The sequence below is a fragment of the Paenibacillus sp. NPDC101420 genome (assembly GCF_050277435.1).
Lineage (GTDB): Bacteria > Bacillota > Bacilli > Paenibacillales > Paenibacillaceae > Paenibacillus_AQ.
Genome location: NZ_JBNNSE010000001.1, coordinates 1,361,466 through 1,379,214, shown reverse-complemented (window position 1 = coordinate 1,379,214; position 17,749 = coordinate 1,361,466). Strand labels below are relative to the sequence as shown.

The 17,749-nt window shown below is 44.3% G+C and carries 12 protein-coding genes; all 12 read left to right on the top strand.

Annotated features, from left to right (window positions below; translation table 11 throughout):
* Positions 1 to 6 precede the first annotated feature (6 nt).
* The 12 genes from ACQKMP_RS06090 to ACQKMP_RS06035 all read left to right on the top strand — a co-directional run bounded on the left by ACQKMP_RS06090 (position 7) and on the right by ACQKMP_RS06035 (position 17,737).
* Positions 7 to 2,574: a transglutaminase domain-containing protein gene (locus ACQKMP_RS06090; protein ID WP_339246343.1), complete on the top strand. Its 2,568-nt coding sequence runs from the start codon at positions 7 to 9 to the stop codon at positions 2,572 to 2,574.
* A gap of 4 nt (positions 2,575 to 2,578) precedes the next feature.
* Positions 2,579 to 3,622 carry a glycoside hydrolase family 18 protein gene (locus ACQKMP_RS06085; protein WP_427469018.1) on the top strand — a complete coding sequence of 348 codons (1,044 nt, stop codon included), beginning with the start codon at positions 2,579 to 2,581 and terminating at the stop codon, positions 3,620 to 3,622.
* 174 nt (positions 3,623 to 3,796) lie between these two features.
* A complete protein-coding gene (locus tag ACQKMP_RS06080) occupies positions 3,797 to 4,789 on the top strand; it encodes a glycoside hydrolase family 130 protein (RefSeq protein WP_427469017.1) in 993 nt (330 codons plus the stop codon).
* A 53-nt stretch (positions 4,790 to 4,842) separates the two neighbouring features.
* The gene (locus tag ACQKMP_RS06075) at positions 4,843 to 7,287 is read left to right on the top strand and encodes a glycoside hydrolase (protein WP_427469016.1); all 2,445 of its coding nucleotides are present in this window, start codon (positions 4,843 to 4,845) and stop codon (positions 7,285 to 7,287) included.
* A gap of 28 nt (positions 7,288 to 7,315) precedes the next feature.
* Positions 7,316 to 9,622: a glycoside hydrolase family 3 N-terminal domain-containing protein gene (locus ACQKMP_RS06070; RefSeq protein ID WP_379422561.1), complete on the top strand. Its 2,307-nt coding sequence runs from the start codon at positions 7,316 to 7,318 to the stop codon at positions 9,620 to 9,622.
* A gap of 24 nt (positions 9,623 to 9,646) precedes the next feature.
* Entirely contained in the window at positions 9,647 to 10,969 is a 1,323-nt protein-coding gene (locus ACQKMP_RS06065) for a glycoside hydrolase family 125 protein (RefSeq protein ID WP_427469015.1), read from the top strand.
* Positions 10,970 to 11,022: 53 nt separating this feature from the next.
* Positions 11,023 to 12,840: a class I mannose-6-phosphate isomerase gene (locus ACQKMP_RS06060; RefSeq protein WP_427469014.1), complete on the top strand. Its 1,818-nt coding sequence runs from the start codon at positions 11,023 to 11,025 to the stop codon at positions 12,838 to 12,840.
* Positions 12,837 to 13,778, top strand: a complete 942-nt coding sequence (locus tag ACQKMP_RS06055) for an ROK family protein (protein ID WP_427469013.1) — start codon at positions 12,837 to 12,839, stop codon at positions 13,776 to 13,778. Before ACQKMP_RS06060 ends, ACQKMP_RS06055 begins: the two co-directional genes overlap by 4 nt.
* A 179-nt stretch (positions 13,779 to 13,957) precedes the next feature.
* Positions 13,958 to 14,719 (top strand): CPBP family intramembrane glutamic endopeptidase, encoded by a 762-nt coding sequence (locus ACQKMP_RS06050; RefSeq protein ID WP_427469012.1) that lies wholly within the window; start codon positions 13,958 to 13,960, stop codon positions 14,717 to 14,719.
* A gap of 248 nt (positions 14,720 to 14,967) precedes the next feature.
* Complete coding sequence (locus ACQKMP_RS06045) at positions 14,968 to 15,801, top strand: DUF4362 domain-containing protein (protein ID WP_379422553.1); 834 nt, start codon at positions 14,968 to 14,970, stop codon at positions 15,799 to 15,801.
* 287 nt (positions 15,802 to 16,088) lie between these two features.
* Positions 16,089 to 16,802, top strand: a complete 714-nt coding sequence (locus tag ACQKMP_RS06040) for a response regulator transcription factor (RefSeq protein WP_427469011.1) — start codon at positions 16,089 to 16,091, stop codon at positions 16,800 to 16,802.
* Complete coding sequence (locus tag ACQKMP_RS06035; RefSeq protein ID WP_042186307.1) at positions 16,802 to 17,737, top strand: sensor histidine kinase; 936 nt, start codon at positions 16,802 to 16,804, stop codon at positions 17,735 to 17,737. Before ACQKMP_RS06040 ends, ACQKMP_RS06035 begins: the two co-directional genes overlap by 1 nt.
* The last annotated feature ends 12 nt before the right edge of the window (positions 17,738 to 17,749 follow it).

The window sequence follows — 17,749 nt, the reverse complement described above, 5'->3', positions numbered from 1 at the left end:
TCAGATATGGAACAGATTGAACGTAAGTTTCAGGAGAAAAAGAGTTTGGCCAAGGCACGTGCAACGCAGTTATTTCAAATCTTTGAACAGGACTTGACAGAAGAAGAAATAATTGCACTTAAGTATCTCTATGCGTATATGCCAGTGAATGATTTGGCGGATTACAATGGTGAGCTTTTCTTGAATCATGTGAGAACGACACTAAAGATTCGCCGAAATATGCCATGGCAAGTCCCGGATCATATATTTTTACATTTCGTACTGCCCTACCGTGTTAATACCGAAAACATTGAAGAACACCGCCAAATTCTTCATGAACAATTAGCAGAGCGAACTAGTAAGTTGTCCATGACGGAAGCCATTCTGGAGACAAATTACTGGTGTCATGAGGTGGCAACGTATATTGGAAGTGATTTGCGGACGATTTCACCATTATCGATGATTCGAAATGCACGCGGTCGTTGCGGTGAAGAATCCACACTAGCTGTGGCAGCCCTTCGCAGTATAGGTATACCTGCACGTCAAGTGTATACGCCACGTTGGGCGCATTGTGATGATAACCACGCATGGGTGGAGGCATGGGCAGACGGTGAATGGTATTTTATTGGGGCTTGTGAGCCGGAAGCCCGTCCTAATCAAGGATGGTTTGGACCTCCAGCGCGTAGAGCAATGTTAATTAACACGCGTATTCTCGCTAATTATCAAGGTCCAGAAGATATTACGCTTGCAGATGAGTGGTTCACTGAAATTAATGTGTTGGAAAATTACGCATCCACGCGGACAATTACGATTCATGTGAAAGATGAATTCGGACAGTCTGTGCAGGATGCAGAAGTACAGTTCCAAGTGTATAACATGGCGGAATTTTTCCCGATTGCCATCCTTCCTACCAATGCTCAAGGAGAAGCAACTTTCAAAACAGGTCTCGGTGACCTCATGATTCGTGCGGCAAAGGGTGGTACTTGGGGGGAAGTGAAAATTTCAGTGGCGGACAGTGAATGCGTTGAGCTTGTACTGAATCAAGAAAATCAGCCTGCTGCAGGAACGATGGCCGATTATGAAATGGTTCCACCTCCAGCGTGTGAAGGTGAGGTAATAGAGGAACTGTCTGAAATTCGTATCCAGCGACATAATGAACGTTTGGAGGAAGGGATCTCAATCCGTGCGAAATATGAAGCGACTTTTGTGACAGAAGAAGCAGCGAGGAAGCTCGGGGAAACACTGGGTCTCCCGGAAGATCGTGTATGGACAGTGCTTCAGAAGGCACGTGGTAACAGTGTAGAGATAGCCGCATTTCTGGAGGCAGCCACATCCGCGTATGGAGAATGGGCTTTACGGTTATTGGAATGTATTAATGAAAAGGATTTAATTGACACATTTATTCCTACCCTTACAGATCATGTGGCTGGTGCGCTTGCTGTACGTGGTGAGCTCACAGAGGAAGTGTTCGTGCCCTACATTTTGCGTCCTCGTGTTCACTACGAGATGATTACACCGTATCGTACATTTTTCCAACAAGCTTTCACTTCGGATGAAGTGGCATTGTTCCGTAAGGACCCAACGAAGCTGGTGCAATTCATAGATGAAACGTGGGATATATGGACAGACCTTCCGAATCTGAAAGGGAAGGGAACGGCAGTGGGTACCTTTGAATTGCGCGTAGGCGATCGCAGTTCCCTGGATATCATGTTCGTATCCATTTGTCGTAGTTTAGGAATCCCAGCGCGAATTCATCCCATTGAATCCAAACCGCAATTTATAGTGGATAATATTTTCGTGGATGCTCAATTTACCAAAGGCGTTGTTGGAGGCGGGATAGAATTAGCGAACGGCACGCTCATACTTCATCGTGATCAGGGTGCAGGGACAGTCCAACCAACGGCTTCATACTATGAGAATTTCACATTAGCTCGGCTGGAGAACGGTTTTTATAAAACCTTATGTTACCCGCATGGCGCAAATGACCTATATGATACACCACTTGAGGTTGAGCAGGGAGCATACCGTCTGACGACAGGCGTACGATTAAAGGATGGCATCGTGCTTATAAAGTTCACTTATTTCCATATTGCAGAAGGGGAAGAGACGAAGCTGGTCATGAAATATCGTCAATCTACATTGGAAATTCCAGTGTACGGCAAGGTGGAACGACTCAAGCAGCTGACCTCATGGGTAGGAGTAGAACAGACTTTCGCAGATATTATTGGTGGAAAGGGCGCCTATGTCGCTTGGCTGGAGCCGGAACGAGAGCCTTCAAAGCATTTACTTCGTGAACTCGCTGAGTTGAAGTATGAGTTCAATGCGCAAGGTGCTCCCATCATTCTTATTATTGGTGACAAGCAATGTGCAGCTTCGTTTCATCCCGAGGACTATCCAGATCTTCCTGCAAATGCAGTGTTTGTACGTGATTCAACGAATAATCTATTGCCCGAATTATTTGCATCGTCCCAAGCGAGTGAAGCGGGCTTCCCGCATCTTATCATTGTGGATCGTGAAGATCAGATTCGTTACATGTCATCAGGATATAAGATTGCAGCGAGCAAGGAAGCGATTCAAATCTTAAGAAGGTTGTGAAAGGATGGATCAACAGATGATTGTAGCAGGCTACGTGAGTGATTCCAAACTATCTGAGTTATCGGGTGACCACTTGATGAAGTTAACGCATCTCAACGTTGCATTTGGTTATGTGAAAGATGATCAAATTACAACAGCACATTTGAAATGCACGAACCAGCTACAAGAGATGAAAGCGATGTATCCGAATCTGACGCTGATGCTCTCCGTAGGCGGATGGGGGAATGGGGGCTTCTCTGAGGCTGCCTCTACCGAAGAAGGACGTCAGAAATTTGCAGCGTCGGCTGTGCAAGTGGTAACGGATTTCCCGTTCGATGGAATCGATTTGGATTGGGAATATCCTTGTTACAGTGAAGCGGATATTAAATCGTCGCCGGATGATAAATGCAATTTCACACTGCTATTAAAGGCGATTCGAGATGCACTGGATGTGAAAGGTACAGCGGATAGCAGGCATTACCTGCTTACAATTGCGGCAGGTGCTGATCAGTATTACATTGATGGCACCGAGATGGATCAAGTACAGCAATATTTGGATTTTATACAGCTGATGACCTACGATATGCGTGGCGGTTTCCAGATTCTAACGGGACATCATACGAATTTATTTCATACGACAGGAGATTTGTATCGTATCAGTACAGAGGCATCGGTGAATATGTTCATTCAGGCAGGCGTTCCCCGAGAGAAAATCGTCATTGGCGTGGCGTTCTATTCCCGAATGTGGAAGCAGGTGCCGGATAAGAACCATGGATTTCTACAAATGGCGGGCACAACGGGTGGCTATGGTCCAGAATATACAGAGCTGTTTGCTAATTACATCAATCAGAATGGGTACACACGGTATTGGGACGATGAGGCCAAAGCACCATATTTATTTAATGGAGACACGTTTATTTCCTATGATGACGTAGATTCGATCGCACATAAATGTGAGTATGTCAAACGTGAAAAACTTGCGGGTGCCATGTTCTGGGAATATAGCTGTGATAGGACACACACGTTGCTTGATGCACTGTATGCAGGCTTATATGAGAGCGTGAAGTGAGCTACCTGTTCAATTAGTTAAGAAACATGATACTTCAGTCAACAAACGTTAGATTCAGGATAAATTCCCTTTTAATGCGCTTTATTATGATTTAAAGTAGGGGTGCAAGTAGGGTTAGACATACTGAAAACGTAGTTGCAGATCACAATTGTATACATGGAAGGAGTTTATGAAATGAGCAAAATTATTGGTGAAGCACTATCAAATATTCCTTGGCAGGATAAGCCGAGTGGCTATAACGCTCCAGTGTGGCGATATACCCATAATCCGATTATTCAGCGAGATGCACAGTTAAACTCGAACAGTATTTTTAATTCCGCTGTTATTCCTTTTGAAGAGGGATATGCAGGGGTATTCCGTTGTGACTCCAGATCTGTAAGTATGGACATATTCGCTGGCTTCAGTCAGGACGGGCTTCAATGGGAGATTAATGAGAATCCGATCCAATTTGAAGGCGACGAATATGTAACAAAGCGGGAGTATCGTTACGATCCACGCGTCTGCAAAATCGAGGATAAATATTATGTTTCTTGGTGTAATGGATACCATGGTCCTACAATTGGTCTCGCATATACGTATGATTTCAAAACCTTTCACCAATTAGAAAACGCTTTCCTGCCATACAACCGGAATGGTGTATTATTCCCGCGCAAAATAAATGGCAAATATGCGATGTTAAGCCGTCCAAGTGATACGGGGCATACACCATTTGGAGATATCTTTTTTAGTGAGAGCCCTGACCTGACGTATTGGGGAAAGCATCGTTACGTGATGGGTACGATCAATTCGGACGCTTCTGCATGGCAATCGAAGAAAATTGGTCCAGGGCCGATTCCAATTGAAACAGATCGCGGATGGTTGTTGATCTATCATGGTGTAATAAATACGTGTAACGGGTTCGTATATCGGATGGGTGTTGCTTTATTAGATTTGCATGAACCATGGAAGGTGTTAGCACGTTCACGAAATTATATTCTCGGACCAGAGACATTGTATGAGTGTGTAGGAGATGTGCCGAATGTCACCTTCCCTTGCGCAGCACTTTCGGATGGCGATACAGGCCGAATTGCAATTTACTATGGCTGTGCTGATACCGTAACAGGCGTAGCCTTCACAACTGTGGATGAGTTGTTCGACTATATGGATAAGTATCCGCTCGAGAATTAGTAGAGTAAGCGAAGTGTCATAGCAAGTTAAAATAACTATAGGGAGAGATTGAGATGTCCAGCAAACGACCTTGGAAAATATACGCAATCCATCATTCTCATACAGATATCGGATATACAGAGCGTCAAGAGAAAATTCAGCAGTATCATGTTAATTTCATTCGCCAGGTCTTGCATATTTTACGTGAAAGCAAATCGGGACGTCGTCCGGAATGGCAAGGCTTTAAGTGGGTCTGTGAGACATTTTGGCCGATTGAAACCTTTCTGAAGCAGGCGACAGAGCAAGAGAAGATAGAGTTCGCTGAGGGCGTGAGACAGGGAGCTATCGGGTTGTCGGGGACTTATCTAAATATGACAGAATTAATTGGTAAAGAGCTATTCCAATCGATGATTGCGCGGGTGTGTGATTACGGACAGTCCATTGAAATTCCTGTAACATCGGCAATGACAGCAGATATTAACGGTTTCAGCTGGGGGTATGGTCAGGTATTGCTGGATGCTGGGATCCAGAATCTGTCCACCTGTATTCATACGCATCATGGAATGTTTCCTTGCTGGAAGAAGCAGCAGCCGTTCTGGTGGGAGATGCCTTCAGGGGATCGCCTGTTGACGTGGAGCGGAGAGCATTATGTGTTCGGAAATGATCTGGGGCTTGTACCTGGCATGGGTGGAAAATATACGATTAAAGATGAATTCGATATGAGTAAGGGCGCGGATTTTGAAATAGCTGAACAACGGATCGGGCGTTATATCGATCGTCTGACAGAGGATGGCTATGCATTTGATTTCTTTCCGGCGATGTTCTCAGGCTTGCCTACGGATAATAACCCGCCAAATGCGGCGGCAATAGAGTTTATCCAACAATGGAACACCAAGCATGGGGACCGGATTTTAATTCAAATGGCAACGCTAGATGACTTCTTTGCAGAAGTCCGTGCCCATGCAGCACAGCACCCGGAAGATATTCCTGTTTATCGAGGAGATTGGCCAGATTGGTGGACGGATGGGGTTGGCTCGACACCAAAGCATGTACAAGTATTCCGTGAGGCGCAGCGGGTGTACCAGAAGGTAAGAAGACTAGATCCTAATTATGACATCATTTCCCCGGAAGCTATTAAGGACATGGAATATCAATTAACGATGTTCGCTGAGCACACATGGGGCTATCATTCTTCCATTTCGGAGCCTTGGAACCCGTTTGTTCAGGAGTTGGGCTTGCGTAAGGAGGCATTTGCAGCAAATGCGAGCACCGCTGCACATCGCGCATTGTACGAAATCCTTGAAGCCAAGGGAGATGCACTGCTTGCACCGGGTCGGCCGATGAAGTTCAAAATTTGCAATCCTTACAGCTATGTTCAGGAGGATCATGCTCATCTTATTCTTGAGGGTTGGTATTACGAGCAGATTAAAGAAGGGTTTGAGGTGCGTGATTTCAATACAGGTGAGGTGCTCCCATCTCAACTGCGTCTTGCGCATCGCGGGGTTATTGTAACCATTCCGGTCATGCTGGAGCCTCAGGAAGAAAAAGTGCTTCATATCGTAGCGGTTAAGCCAACAATTAAAACCGCATATATGAACGATTATGTGGCATCGGATCGTGTATTGGATTTGGATGTTACCCATGAAGTAAAGGACTTCCATGTGACATCCACATACGCTGAAACACCATTTGTACGTATTGAATGGAAGAAGGGTGAAGGAATCACCTCTTGGAAGGATAAGGAGACTGGACAGGAGCTGCTACGTGCAGACCGGAATCATCATGCATTCACACCGGTATATGATGTTACGCCAGCCACAAAGGTGGTCGAAATGACGGAGGTTCGTCGTCTTATGGGCCGTAATCGGAAAGGTCCGAATGCGATTGTATCTACAGGTGTGTTGACAAGTGCAGAAATTGTTGGACAGGGAGAGCTTTATAGCATGATTCAATTGACCTATGAAGTCTCCGGTTGTGAGCATTATTCCTTATTCTTAACCGTGTATGCGGATCGTCCTCGTGTCGATGTGTCGGTACGGATGCATAAGGAAAGTGTATGGAAGCCTGAGAATTTGTATATTTCACTTCCGTTTGGCGGCGCATTGACAACCTCTACGCAGGAGCTGTGGGTAGATAAGATGGATGCACTAACTCGTCTGCGCAAGGATCAATTACCAGGCAGCTTGGCCGATTATACGGCTGTTGGCGAAGGTGCTGCATACATTTCAAAGGAACAAGGTATTGTGATTGCGATGCCAGACACTCCGTTGATTCAAGTGGGTGCTTTAGAGCATAAATATCGTCTACTTAATGGCGATGCAAGACTAGAACAGGACCCTGCGCACTTGTACGCCTGGGTGATGAATAACTATTGGGAAACCAACTTTGCAGCTACGCTTGGCGGCTTCTATGAATTCCGCTATTACATTACATGGGGTGAGAAGTTTAACAGCCCTGAAGTATCGTTCGACATGTGTCGGGGGATGAATGCAGGAATCCTGGCGTGGAGACAATTCTAGTTCATGTGAACGGGAGGAATTGTAAGCTATGAGATATAAAGATTCATCTTTGCCGATTCATGAGCGTGCTATAGATTTATTGGCTCAAATGACGCTGGAGGAGAAGATCGGGCAGCTCCTCCAGCCCTTCGGCTGGAAGGCGTATGAGAAATCAGAAGGCAAGATTCAATTGACAGAAGTATTTAAGGAAGCAATTGCAAGCGGTGGCGTGGGCTCTTTGTATGGTGTGCTGCGTGCAGATCCTTGGACAGAGGTATCATTGGAAACTGGGTTGTCACCTTTGGAAGGCGCAGAAGTAACGAATCTGATCCAGCAATATGCGATTGAGCATACACGTCTGGGTATTCCGATTCTGCTGGGCGAGGAATGCTCTCATGGTCATATGGCGATTGGCAACACCGTCTTTCCCGTACCGCTTGCTATCGGAAGCACATGGAATAGGGAATTATTCCGGCAGATCTGTCAAGCAGTGGCTGCAGAGACTCGCGCTCAAGGAGGGGCAGCAACCTACTCCCCAGTACTAGATATTGTACGTGATCCGCGCTGGGGGCGAACAGAAGAATGCTTTGGGGAAGATCCATATTTAAATAGTGAAATGGCAGTAGCTGCGGTAATGGGCTTACAAGGTGATTCATTAAATACAGACCATACGATCCTGGCAACATTAAAGCATTTCGTCGCGTATGGCAGCTCGGATGGTGGTCGTAATGCGGACACCGTACGGATGGGAAAACGCGAGTTAATGGAGAAGGATTTGCTGCCATTCCAGAAGGCAATTGAAGCTGGGGCTAAATCTGTTATGACCGCTTACAATGAAATTGACGGTGTTCCGTGTACTTCGAGTAAGGAGTTATTAACAGAGGTACTTCGTGAGCAATGGGGCTTTGATGGCTTCGTCATTACGGATTGTGGTGCGATCAGCCAGCTTAAACACGGTCACCAGATTTGTGAGACCGAAGAAGAGGCGGCGACTCTTGCACTTAAAGCTGGTGTGGATATGGAGATGTCTGGTGAAACATTTGGCAGATATCTAATAAACGCATTACAGCTGCAGTTGATTGACATTTCCGATATTGATCTCGCAGTCGAACGAATTCTGCGTGCGAAGTTTGAATTGGGATTGTTTGAACGTCCCTTTGTTGATCCGACTACAGCACAGCGTGTCGTTGGACAACAGTTGCATTTAGAGATGGCGCGACAAGCTGCACGTGAAGGCATCATTCTTTTGAAGAATCATGATGAGGCTCTGCCGCTTTCTCCGTCACTTGGTAAGATTGCCGTTATTGGGCCGAATGCCAACAATATTTATAATCAATTGGGTGACTATACTTCACCACAGGAGCGTCATCACATCATTACCGTTTTGGACGGGATTCGCGCTAAATGTGCAGGACTCAGCGAAGTGCTGTATGCTCCGGGCTGCCGCGTGAAAGATCCATCGAAAGCAGGCTTTGAGAAGGCAATGGAGGTGGCGTCAGCAGCGGATACCATTATTGCAGTTGTCGGGGGATCAAGTGCACGTGATTTCGGTGAAGGTACGATTGATTTGAAGACAGGGGCTGCCGTCATTACGGATCAATTTAGTCTTAGTGATATGGAATGTGGAGAAGGCTTCGATCGTGCAGAGCTGAACTTATGCGGTGTGCAACTTGATCTGCTGCAGGAGCTGCACAGCTTGAATAAAAAACTGATTGTTGTCTATATCAATGGTCGTCCCATTGTCGAGCCTTGGGTAGATGAGCATGCGGATGCCATTCTGGAGGCTTGGTACCCGGGACAGCAGGGCGGGCATGCGATTGCTGATATTTTGTTCGGAGACTATAATCCATCCGGCCGGCTTACACTATCCATTCCAAAGCATCCAGGGCAATTACCGATTTATTACAATAAGAAACGCTCCAGAGGTCATCGCTATCTTGAGGTGGACTTTCATCCGCAATATGTGTTTGGTTATGGTCTAAGCTATACAAGCTATCAATACGAGCATATTCGCTTGGATCAGACACAAATAGAGCTGGATGATTCTTGTACTGTATCCGTGGAGGTTACGAATATTGGCGATGTAGCTGGACATGAGGTTGTTCAACTATATATAAAAGATTGCACTAGCACAATTACACGCCCGGAACGAGAATTAAAAGGATTTCAGAAGATTTATATTGAGCCTGGTGAGATGCGTGTTGTTCAATTTCATATTACTCCACGGGAGCTGCAGTTTGTCGGTTCTGATTTGCAGTGGATGGTTGAGCCCGGCAAATTTGAGATCATGATTGGATCGAACGTAGGCAATATCATTTCAACAAGCTTAGAGGTTGTTCCTCGTTACTTGAGATAGTAATCACGGGAGGGTTACCAAATTATGAAAGAGCATCGTTTACCTACTATTGAAATTAATAAGTTCCCTCTGCCTCAGGCGGTTCAGCAAGTTATGAAGGACGCTAGTGAACGTCTGGCTCATCGTCCGAAGCTGCGTCAATTATTCCAGAATTGTTTTCCAAATACATTAGAAACAACTACTAAGCTGTTGGATGACGGAACAACATTTGTGCTAACTGGCGATATTCCGGCGATGTGGCTGCGTGACTCTGTTGAGCAGGTTATTCATTATGTTCCTTTTGCCAAGGAAGATGCTGAACTTGGGCGGATTCTAGAAGGCTTAATACGCCGTCATATGTTTTATATTCAAATCGATCCTTATGCGAATGCTTTTAACGAGTCTGCAAATGATTGGCATTGGAATGCAACGGATGAGACAGACAGCTCGCCTTGGGTATGGGAGCGTAAATTTGAGCTGGATTCCATGTGCTTCTCATTCCGCTTGGCATATCTATATTGGAAAGAAACCGGACGCACCGGGATCTTTGATGAAGTTTTCCGAACTTCACTACTGAAGATGTTGAACGTATGGCAGATTGAGCAGGAGCACAAGGAGCAGTCAACCTACCGCTTTCAACGTCACAACGGCATCATGATAGATACATTACGTAAGAACGGTTTGGGGATGCCGGTAAATAATGTTGGAATGATCTGGTCAGGCTTCCGCCCCAGCGACGATGCGTGTGACTTTCACTTCAATATTCCATCGAATATGTTCGCCGCTGTAACGCTTCACCAATTGCAGGAAATTGCTCAATATGTATATAGAGATTCAAATCTCGTAGCCCGAATGTCGGCAATGGAAGAAGAAATCCGGCATGCAATTGAGCTTTATGGAATCATTGACCATTCCAAATACGGCAAGATGTATGCGTTCGAAACGGATGGTTTCGGTAACCATTTATTGATGGACGATGCAGGTACTCCGAGCTTAATGTCAGCACCCTATCTAGGTTACTGTGCGCCAGACGATCCAATATATTTGAATACCCGCAAATTTGCCCTGAGTGAGGATAATCCCTATTTCTTCAAAGGCGAGAAGCTGAGCGGCATTGGCAGTCCACATACTAGCACGGGATTCGTATGGCATCTTGCCTATACGATGCAGGGATTAACCGCAGTTGATCCTAAAGAAATGCTCGAGATGATTGAAATCTGTGAGTCGACAGATGCTGGTACTGGATTTATGCATGAGGGATTTGATGTCAATGATTCAACCCAATTTACACGTGAGTGGTTCGCTTGGTCGAACAGCCAGTTCGCACAGCTTGTGTGGAAGGCATTGGAATCAGGCATATTGCCCTAAAATATATCACTATGAGCGGGATAGAGCTCACTAACTGTATAGGAGTGACAACTATGTTCGAGAAAAGACCTATTAACCCTATTCGGTACACTCAACAAATGAAGCCAGATACAGTTACGCCATATGCAAAAGCCGGAGTCCAGCGAGGTTTTGAAGCAATACTGTCCCCGCTTCTACAACAAGCTGCAATGAATTCCAATAGTATTATTAATGTAGCTATTGACGGAACGCATGGTGCCCAATATCAGCACGTCCTGGCAAGGATCATAGATGTATTGGAGCAAGAAGGGCATAAGACGGTTCTCATCGGTACCAATAGTTTTGTGAAGACAAGCGAAGAACTTCGTATGTTCTTTGAAGCGAATATTACAGATAATCGTGCATTTGGTTATTTTTCGGATGCTACGATTGCAGATTATTTCGTCCTAGAAGCACAAGACAAGATAGACAACTACAAAAAACAGATTCAATTACCTGCCCACCAAACAACCTTCATCATCACGTTTGGACCAGGGGCCTATTGGCTCGGGAACGGCAACTACGATATTACCTACTTCTTGGATGTATCTCGTGAGTATCAGCAATTGGAACATAAAGCACATTTATTGAATTTCGGCTTTAGCTGGAACCGAGATGTGGTGGAGAAGTATAAAATCTGTCTATTTGTGGAATGGCCAGTACTGGAAACTTACCGAAAAGAAGTATTGGATTCGATCCACTATTACGTGGATATGAATGAGCCCGAGTGTCCCAAGCTAACGACGGTCTTCACCCTACGCCAGATGATTGCAGATATCGCCAAGTCCCCTATGCGTGTGAAGCCGTTCTTCGCGCCAGGGATATGGGGCGGTCAATATTTGAAGAAATTCGCGGAGCTTCCGAAGGAGTGGGCCAACTGCGCATGGAGCTTTGAACCGATTGCACCGGAGAACTCCATTTTGCTGAAATACAACGACGAAATAATCGAGGTCCCCTTCCTCATAGTCATGCATTATGAGCATCCGGCCATTCTCGGGAATCGTATTGTCGGGCTGTTTGGTGATTATTTTCCGATTCGCTTCGACTACCTTGATACCATCGACGGAGATAGCTTGTCGTGCCAGGTACATCCGAAGCAGGAGTATATTCGTGAGACATTTAATGAATTTATGGCACAGCAAGAATCGTACTATATCATGGAGAATTTAGAGAATACATCTGTGTTCTTGGGACTGACCGAACAATGTACGAAGGAGGAATTCTTTAACGCGGTACACCATGCACAAGAAACTGGTGAACCCATTCAAATCACTGACTTCGTTAATCAATATGAAGCGAATAAGGGGGATTTATTCCTAATTCCTACAGGGACTGTTCATGCCTCTGGAAAGAACAACTTAGTACTCGAAATATCCTCTACGACATGGTGGTTTACGTTCAAAATCTACGATTTCCTTCGTAAAGGAATGGATGGCAAGCCACGTCCTATTAATATTGATCATGCCTTTGACAATATTGATTTCGATAAAAGAACGGCATGGGTAGAGGACAATTTGATTCCTAAGCCAAGCTTGCTGCAAAAGCAGGGGATTAACGAGGAGTATGTTCTTGGACAGCGTGAAGATCTACTGTTTTATGTTCATCGTGTGCACTTACATGATACATGGGTGGACCATACAAATAACGAAATGGTAATGTATAACTTGGTTGAGGGAGAAAAGGTTCGTATAGTATCCTGTGCAGATGAATCTATATATGTGGAGTTACAATACGCGGAATCATATATCCTTCCAGCCGTGTTCAGTGCCTATAAAATTATAAATATCGGAAACAAGCCATGTAAGCTTGTGAAAGCAGGCGTATCCAAGGCATGGGATGTGAGTCTCCTTTGAAGCCTAAAGTCGTGATCGCTTTAGACGTGGGAGGAACCTTTATTAAATCTGGTTTAGTCGTGGATGGAGAATTGCAACAGGCTAGCTGCAAGCAGCATCCTGCACTTGCTGATCAAGATGCCGAAGTGATTATAGAGCAATTTATTTCTATATTCGAAGATCAATATCAGTTTTATACCGTTACACTAGGGAAATCGGCAAACTGTACTTGGAATATCGGTCTCGCCTTTCCCGGGCCCTTTGATTATCAGCAAGGCATCTGTTATATTCAGGGGCTTAGTAAATATGAGGCGTTGTATGGTGAGAATATACGAGAAGTATTATATACCCGGTTCAATACCTTACAACATAAGGAATGGGCGAAGCACCTGCTGCAGGCAGATATTCGATTTGAGAATGATGCGAAGCTGTTTGCCTTAGGCGTAAGCAGATTATTTCCAAATGAACGATATATTTCATTAACTTTAGGGACAGGGTTAGGCTCCGCATTTATTGATCGTGCATTGATCCTGAACGAAGGACCAGGGGTTCCCGAGGACGGTTGGCTTTTTGATAAACCTTTCCTGGAGAGCACCATAGATAACGCCTTCTCACGTCGCGGAATTCTTCGCCTGGCTGAGCAGATGGGAGCTCTAGAAAAAGGAATGGACGTGAAGGAACTCGCAGAACAAGCAAGAAACGGGAATAGCTTGTGCTGCAAGGTGTTTGAAGAATTCGGAACACGATTGGCTAGGATGCTAAAGTCCTATGTTATAGACTATCAGCCAAGCCGCATCGTTATCGGCGGACAGATTGCTAAAAGCATCGATTTATTTAGCCCCGCCCTCCAGAAGGGATTGGCTGATTCATCTATTGGTATATTTTCTTCAGAAAATTTGTTCGAACACACGCTTATCGGAATATCGAGATTATTTGACGATTCCTTAGGATTCAATTGATAATTCAAAGATAACCAGTTACCGATCGATGTCGGTGACTGGTTATTTTTATGCTCCATCTTCGGCCAGAAATTGAGCATTTCATCAGGGATTATAAATGAACTTGTCGGTTCATTTATAGTTCATATTCCAGTGATAGGATTCACAGTATAATAATAAGCGTTGGAAGGTCGTGCAACATGACAAAAGTAAAACAAACCGTAGATTATCCTTTGTATAATGGACAGCCGTATTTCATGCCTATTGGCAAATGGGTAGTGATCCTTGCAAGTATCGTTGTAGGCTATTTAACAATGACAGTAGAGATTCCTTTTATGCCTAATGAAGTGCAGAGCAAGATTGCTCCGTTTCTATTCACGCTGTTTCCGTTAATCGCATTAGTGTGGGCAACCAAAGGGAAGTTAGGAATTCTCTTCAAAAAGCCTGAAGTAAGTCATGTATTATACGGGATTTTATTCTTTATTATTAATTTCATCGTAACGTTGGGGGTAGCCGCGCTGCTTTCATCGATGGGAGCTGTAACAGTAAATGCGGTGCTAGGTCATGGGGATACCCTTTCAACAGGTGAGAAGCTCTGGACATTGTTCTTCTCAGGATTTCAATTAATTGGCGAGGAATTGTTAACGATCTTGCCATTCCTGGCGATTATGCAGCTTTGCTTTATTGGCTTTAAAATGTCACGCAAGGCGTCCGTGTTTATTGCATTAATCGTAACAGCGCTCATTTTTGGTGCACTACACTTAAAAACGTACAATTTTAATTTTGCTCAGGCCATTCTGGGAATCGGAATCGCTCGAATTATTCTAACGCTTGCTTACATGAAAACAAAGAATATCTGGACGTCGATCATTGCACATATTTTAAATGACTGGGCAATATTTGGGACTAGTATGTTAGGTGGCGCAGTAGCAGCACCGTTCCTGATGCATTTCTTGCATTAAGAGCCGGAGGAATTTCCGTAGACTCACAAAGAGGTTAAGCATATAGTACGATAGATATTGAGAAGATTTCTGAGGTACAGAAGCACAGCTGATTGGATATCCAATCGGCTTTTTTTGCTATCTAGTTTAAATTTCTATCAATCTCTCTATCATCAGATATCCCTCTGAAGGGATACCCAGCCCCCGTTATTATTGGTATACTTTAACAAAAGATTCTACTTATAGAGTGTTTAAGGAGGTTATGATCGATGAGATCGAGCGGTATTCTTCTGATTTTTATAGCGCTTATAGTAACCGGTTGCTTTAACCAGCCATCCAATGGAGAAGACAAATTCACAACTACCATTAATGAACAAGAAGATGTGATAAACAGCCATGGAATGATTGTTAAGAATTTTAAGAAGCTGGATGCTTTTATCCAAAATAAAGCGGGTAAGCAGCGTGTGGTTCATTACACAATTGAGGGTGATCCGATCTTTAATGACTTGAAATATACTGACCAAGGGATTGAAATGCGGCATGATAATTCAGAAGATACGTTTGGTAGTCCCCAAGTAACCACATACACTTGTCAGAACCTTGTTAGAAACGAAACGGATAAACTTCTGTCGTATACCTTAACGGGCTGCGAGGGCGAACAAGCAAAGATCGAGCTGCTACAGATTCCTTTTGACGTAACGAAACAAGATAAGTTTGAGTTTGTTTTAAAGTATGGTGTGAACCAAAAGAACGAAATTAATACGATAGAGAAGAAGTTGGTCAAAGATCTCCAGAATGGGGAAGTAGTCGAGGTTAGTGATTTTGAGTTTTCTGAACAGGAACGTGGACAAATCTATAAAGAAATGGTACTAGCGAATTACTTAGGTGAAAAAGAGTTATCTACCGAGTGTAATCGAAAACCTGCTGTAAGTTACGATTTATCGGTTCAGATTAATAGTGGAGAGCGTCATTATCAGTGGACAGAATGCCAGAATACTGAGGATGATGGTCAGATGACTGAACTAGCTCAAGCGATCATTAAGATCGTGCAGGACGGAAGCATTTATAAGCAACTGCCTGAGGTTAAGGGGTATTACGAATAATTACACTATATAAATTGAATTTTGAAACTTTGGAAAAGGGAACGGAGTGACGGAGGGGGATTTTGAACTGTAGGAGCGATAGCGTTCGCCTGAAAGCTTTCCGTAGGAAAGCTCGCTCCGGAAGAATAGGCTCACCGGATTTCAACCGTGAAACACGGTATATAATCAAGAAATCTGGGGACAACAGCGACCGGAAGTCCAAACATTCACCGCAGTCACGTTTACCTTAAAGAAATACATTAAGTTTTTAACTAATCTTTATTCTCAAATCATTGGAGGCAACATTCATGCACCGAATATTATTAATTGAAGATGACGAAGCAATTAGTGAAATGGTTAGGTCCTATTTAGTAAAAGAGGGCTATGAAGTGGAAACGGCGTTTGATGGTGAAGTAGCGGAAAGGACATTCCGTACTAGCAATCCTTTTGATCTTGTATTATTAGATCTCATGCTGCCCAAGCGCAGCGGTACTGATATTCTCCAGACGATCCGTGTGACAAGTCTAGTTCCGGTGTTGATCATGTCAGCCAAGGACAGCGATGTGGATAAAGCGCTTGGACTTGGCTTTGGGGCGGATGATTATATTACCAAGCCATTTTCAATGATCGAATTAGCTGCAAGAGTGAAGGCTGCGATTCGAAGAGCGGGTTATGCTACCCCCACCATCCAACCGGAAGCTCCAATTCCTGCGAAGCAAAAGATTTCCATTGGTGGCCTGACTGTGGATTTGGATAATTTCTCTGCGCTAAAGAACGGGGAAGAAGTGAAGTTAACGTCTAAGGAATTTCATATTCTTAAGCTGTTCGTTACACATCCGGGCAGGGTCTTCACCAAAGCGCAGATTTATGCTAGCGTATGGGCAGATGATTATTTCGGAGATGAGAACGTTATTAATGTACATATGAGAAGATTACGCGAAAAAATAGAAGATGATCCCTCCCATCCAGAGTTCATCAAGACGTTGTGGGGGATCGGGTATAAGTTGGGAGAGCAGCTATAATGAGCATGGCGCTTAGTGTGGTCATTGTACTCCTGCTCGTCGTCATTGTATGGCAATATCAGCATTCGCGTAAAGCTTCCAGAGACCTGAAATATATTCATGACAAGCTAAGTAGCATCATGGCTGAAGGTTCACACGAAAGACTGCTGTTATTCAGTAGTAATGTGGAGCTGCAAAGTGTGCTGATTGATCTAAATCGGCTGCTCGACATTAATCATAAAGGAAGCATTGAGCGCGTGAAGCTGGAAAAGTCCATGCGTAATATGCTGTCGAACATTTCCCACGATCTTAAGACTCCGCTAACGGTAGTACTCGGTTATATTGAGACGATTCTTCAGGATGAACATATGCCAGCCGAGGAACGGGAACGTATAATGAATACGATTCACCAAAAAGCAAATGAAGTGATCCATCTGATGAACAAGTTCTTTGACTTGGCTAAGCTGGAATCAGGGGATCGGGAAATCAATCTTTCACGTGTTGAGGCAGGCGAGGTGTGCAGACGTAATATTCTCTCTTTCTATGATATCCTTAGCGCCAAGGGCAGTGAGGTGGAGATAGAAATCCCTGATGACTCGCTTTATTTCATGGGAAACGAAGAGGCGCTTGACCGGATATTGACCAATTTGTTATCGAATGCGATTGCTTACGGGGATGCCGGAGGCGTATTAGGCTTGAAACTCTATAGTGATAAGAACAAAGTATACATAGATGTTTGGGACAGGGGAAAAGGCATTAGTGAAGTTCACCAGGATAAAGTATTCGAACGGCTCTATACACTGGAGGATTCGAGAAATCGATCATATCAAGGGAGTGGTCTAGGTCTGACGATCACCAAAAGATTAACGGAGCAGATGAATGGTACCATTACACTGGTTAGTCAACCGTTTGTGAGAACAGTATTTACCCTTTCTTTTCGTAGATTAAGCTTCTAAAGAATGAAATTG

Excerpts from the sequence above, each read along its gene's own strand:
- ACQKMP_RS06090 (WP_339246343.1), top strand. The coding sequence starts at position 7 with ATGGAACAGATTGAACGTAAGTTTCAGGAGAAAAAGAGTTTGGCCAAG.
- ACQKMP_RS06085 (WP_427469018.1), top strand. The coding sequence starts at position 2,579 with ATGGATCAACAGATGATTGTAGCAGGCTACGTGAGTGATTCCAAACTA.
- ACQKMP_RS06080 (WP_427469017.1), top strand. The coding sequence starts at position 3,797 with ATGAGCAAAATTATTGGTGAAGCACTATCAAATATTCCTTGGCAGGAT.
- ACQKMP_RS06075 (WP_427469016.1), top strand. The coding sequence starts at position 4,843 with ATGTCCAGCAAACGACCTTGGAAAATATACGCAATCCATCATTCTCAT.
- ACQKMP_RS06070 (WP_379422561.1), top strand. The coding sequence starts at position 7,316 with ATGAGATATAAAGATTCATCTTTGCCGATTCATGAGCGTGCTATAGAT.
- ACQKMP_RS06065 (WP_427469015.1), top strand. The coding sequence starts at position 9,647 with ATGAAAGAGCATCGTTTACCTACTATTGAAATTAATAAGTTCCCTCTG.
- ACQKMP_RS06060 (WP_427469014.1), top strand. The coding sequence starts at position 11,023 with ATGTTCGAGAAAAGACCTATTAACCCTATTCGGTACACTCAACAAATG.
- ACQKMP_RS06050 (WP_427469012.1), top strand. The coding sequence starts at position 13,958 with ATGACAAAAGTAAAACAAACCGTAGATTATCCTTTGTATAATGGACAG.
- ACQKMP_RS06045 (WP_379422553.1), top strand. The coding sequence starts at position 14,968 with ATGAGATCGAGCGGTATTCTTCTGATTTTTATAGCGCTTATAGTAACC.
- ACQKMP_RS06040 (WP_427469011.1), top strand. The coding sequence starts at position 16,089 with ATGCACCGAATATTATTAATTGAAGATGACGAAGCAATTAGTGAAATG.
- ACQKMP_RS06035 (WP_042186307.1), top strand. The coding sequence starts at position 16,802 with ATGAGCATGGCGCTTAGTGTGGTCATTGTACTCCTGCTCGTCGTCATT.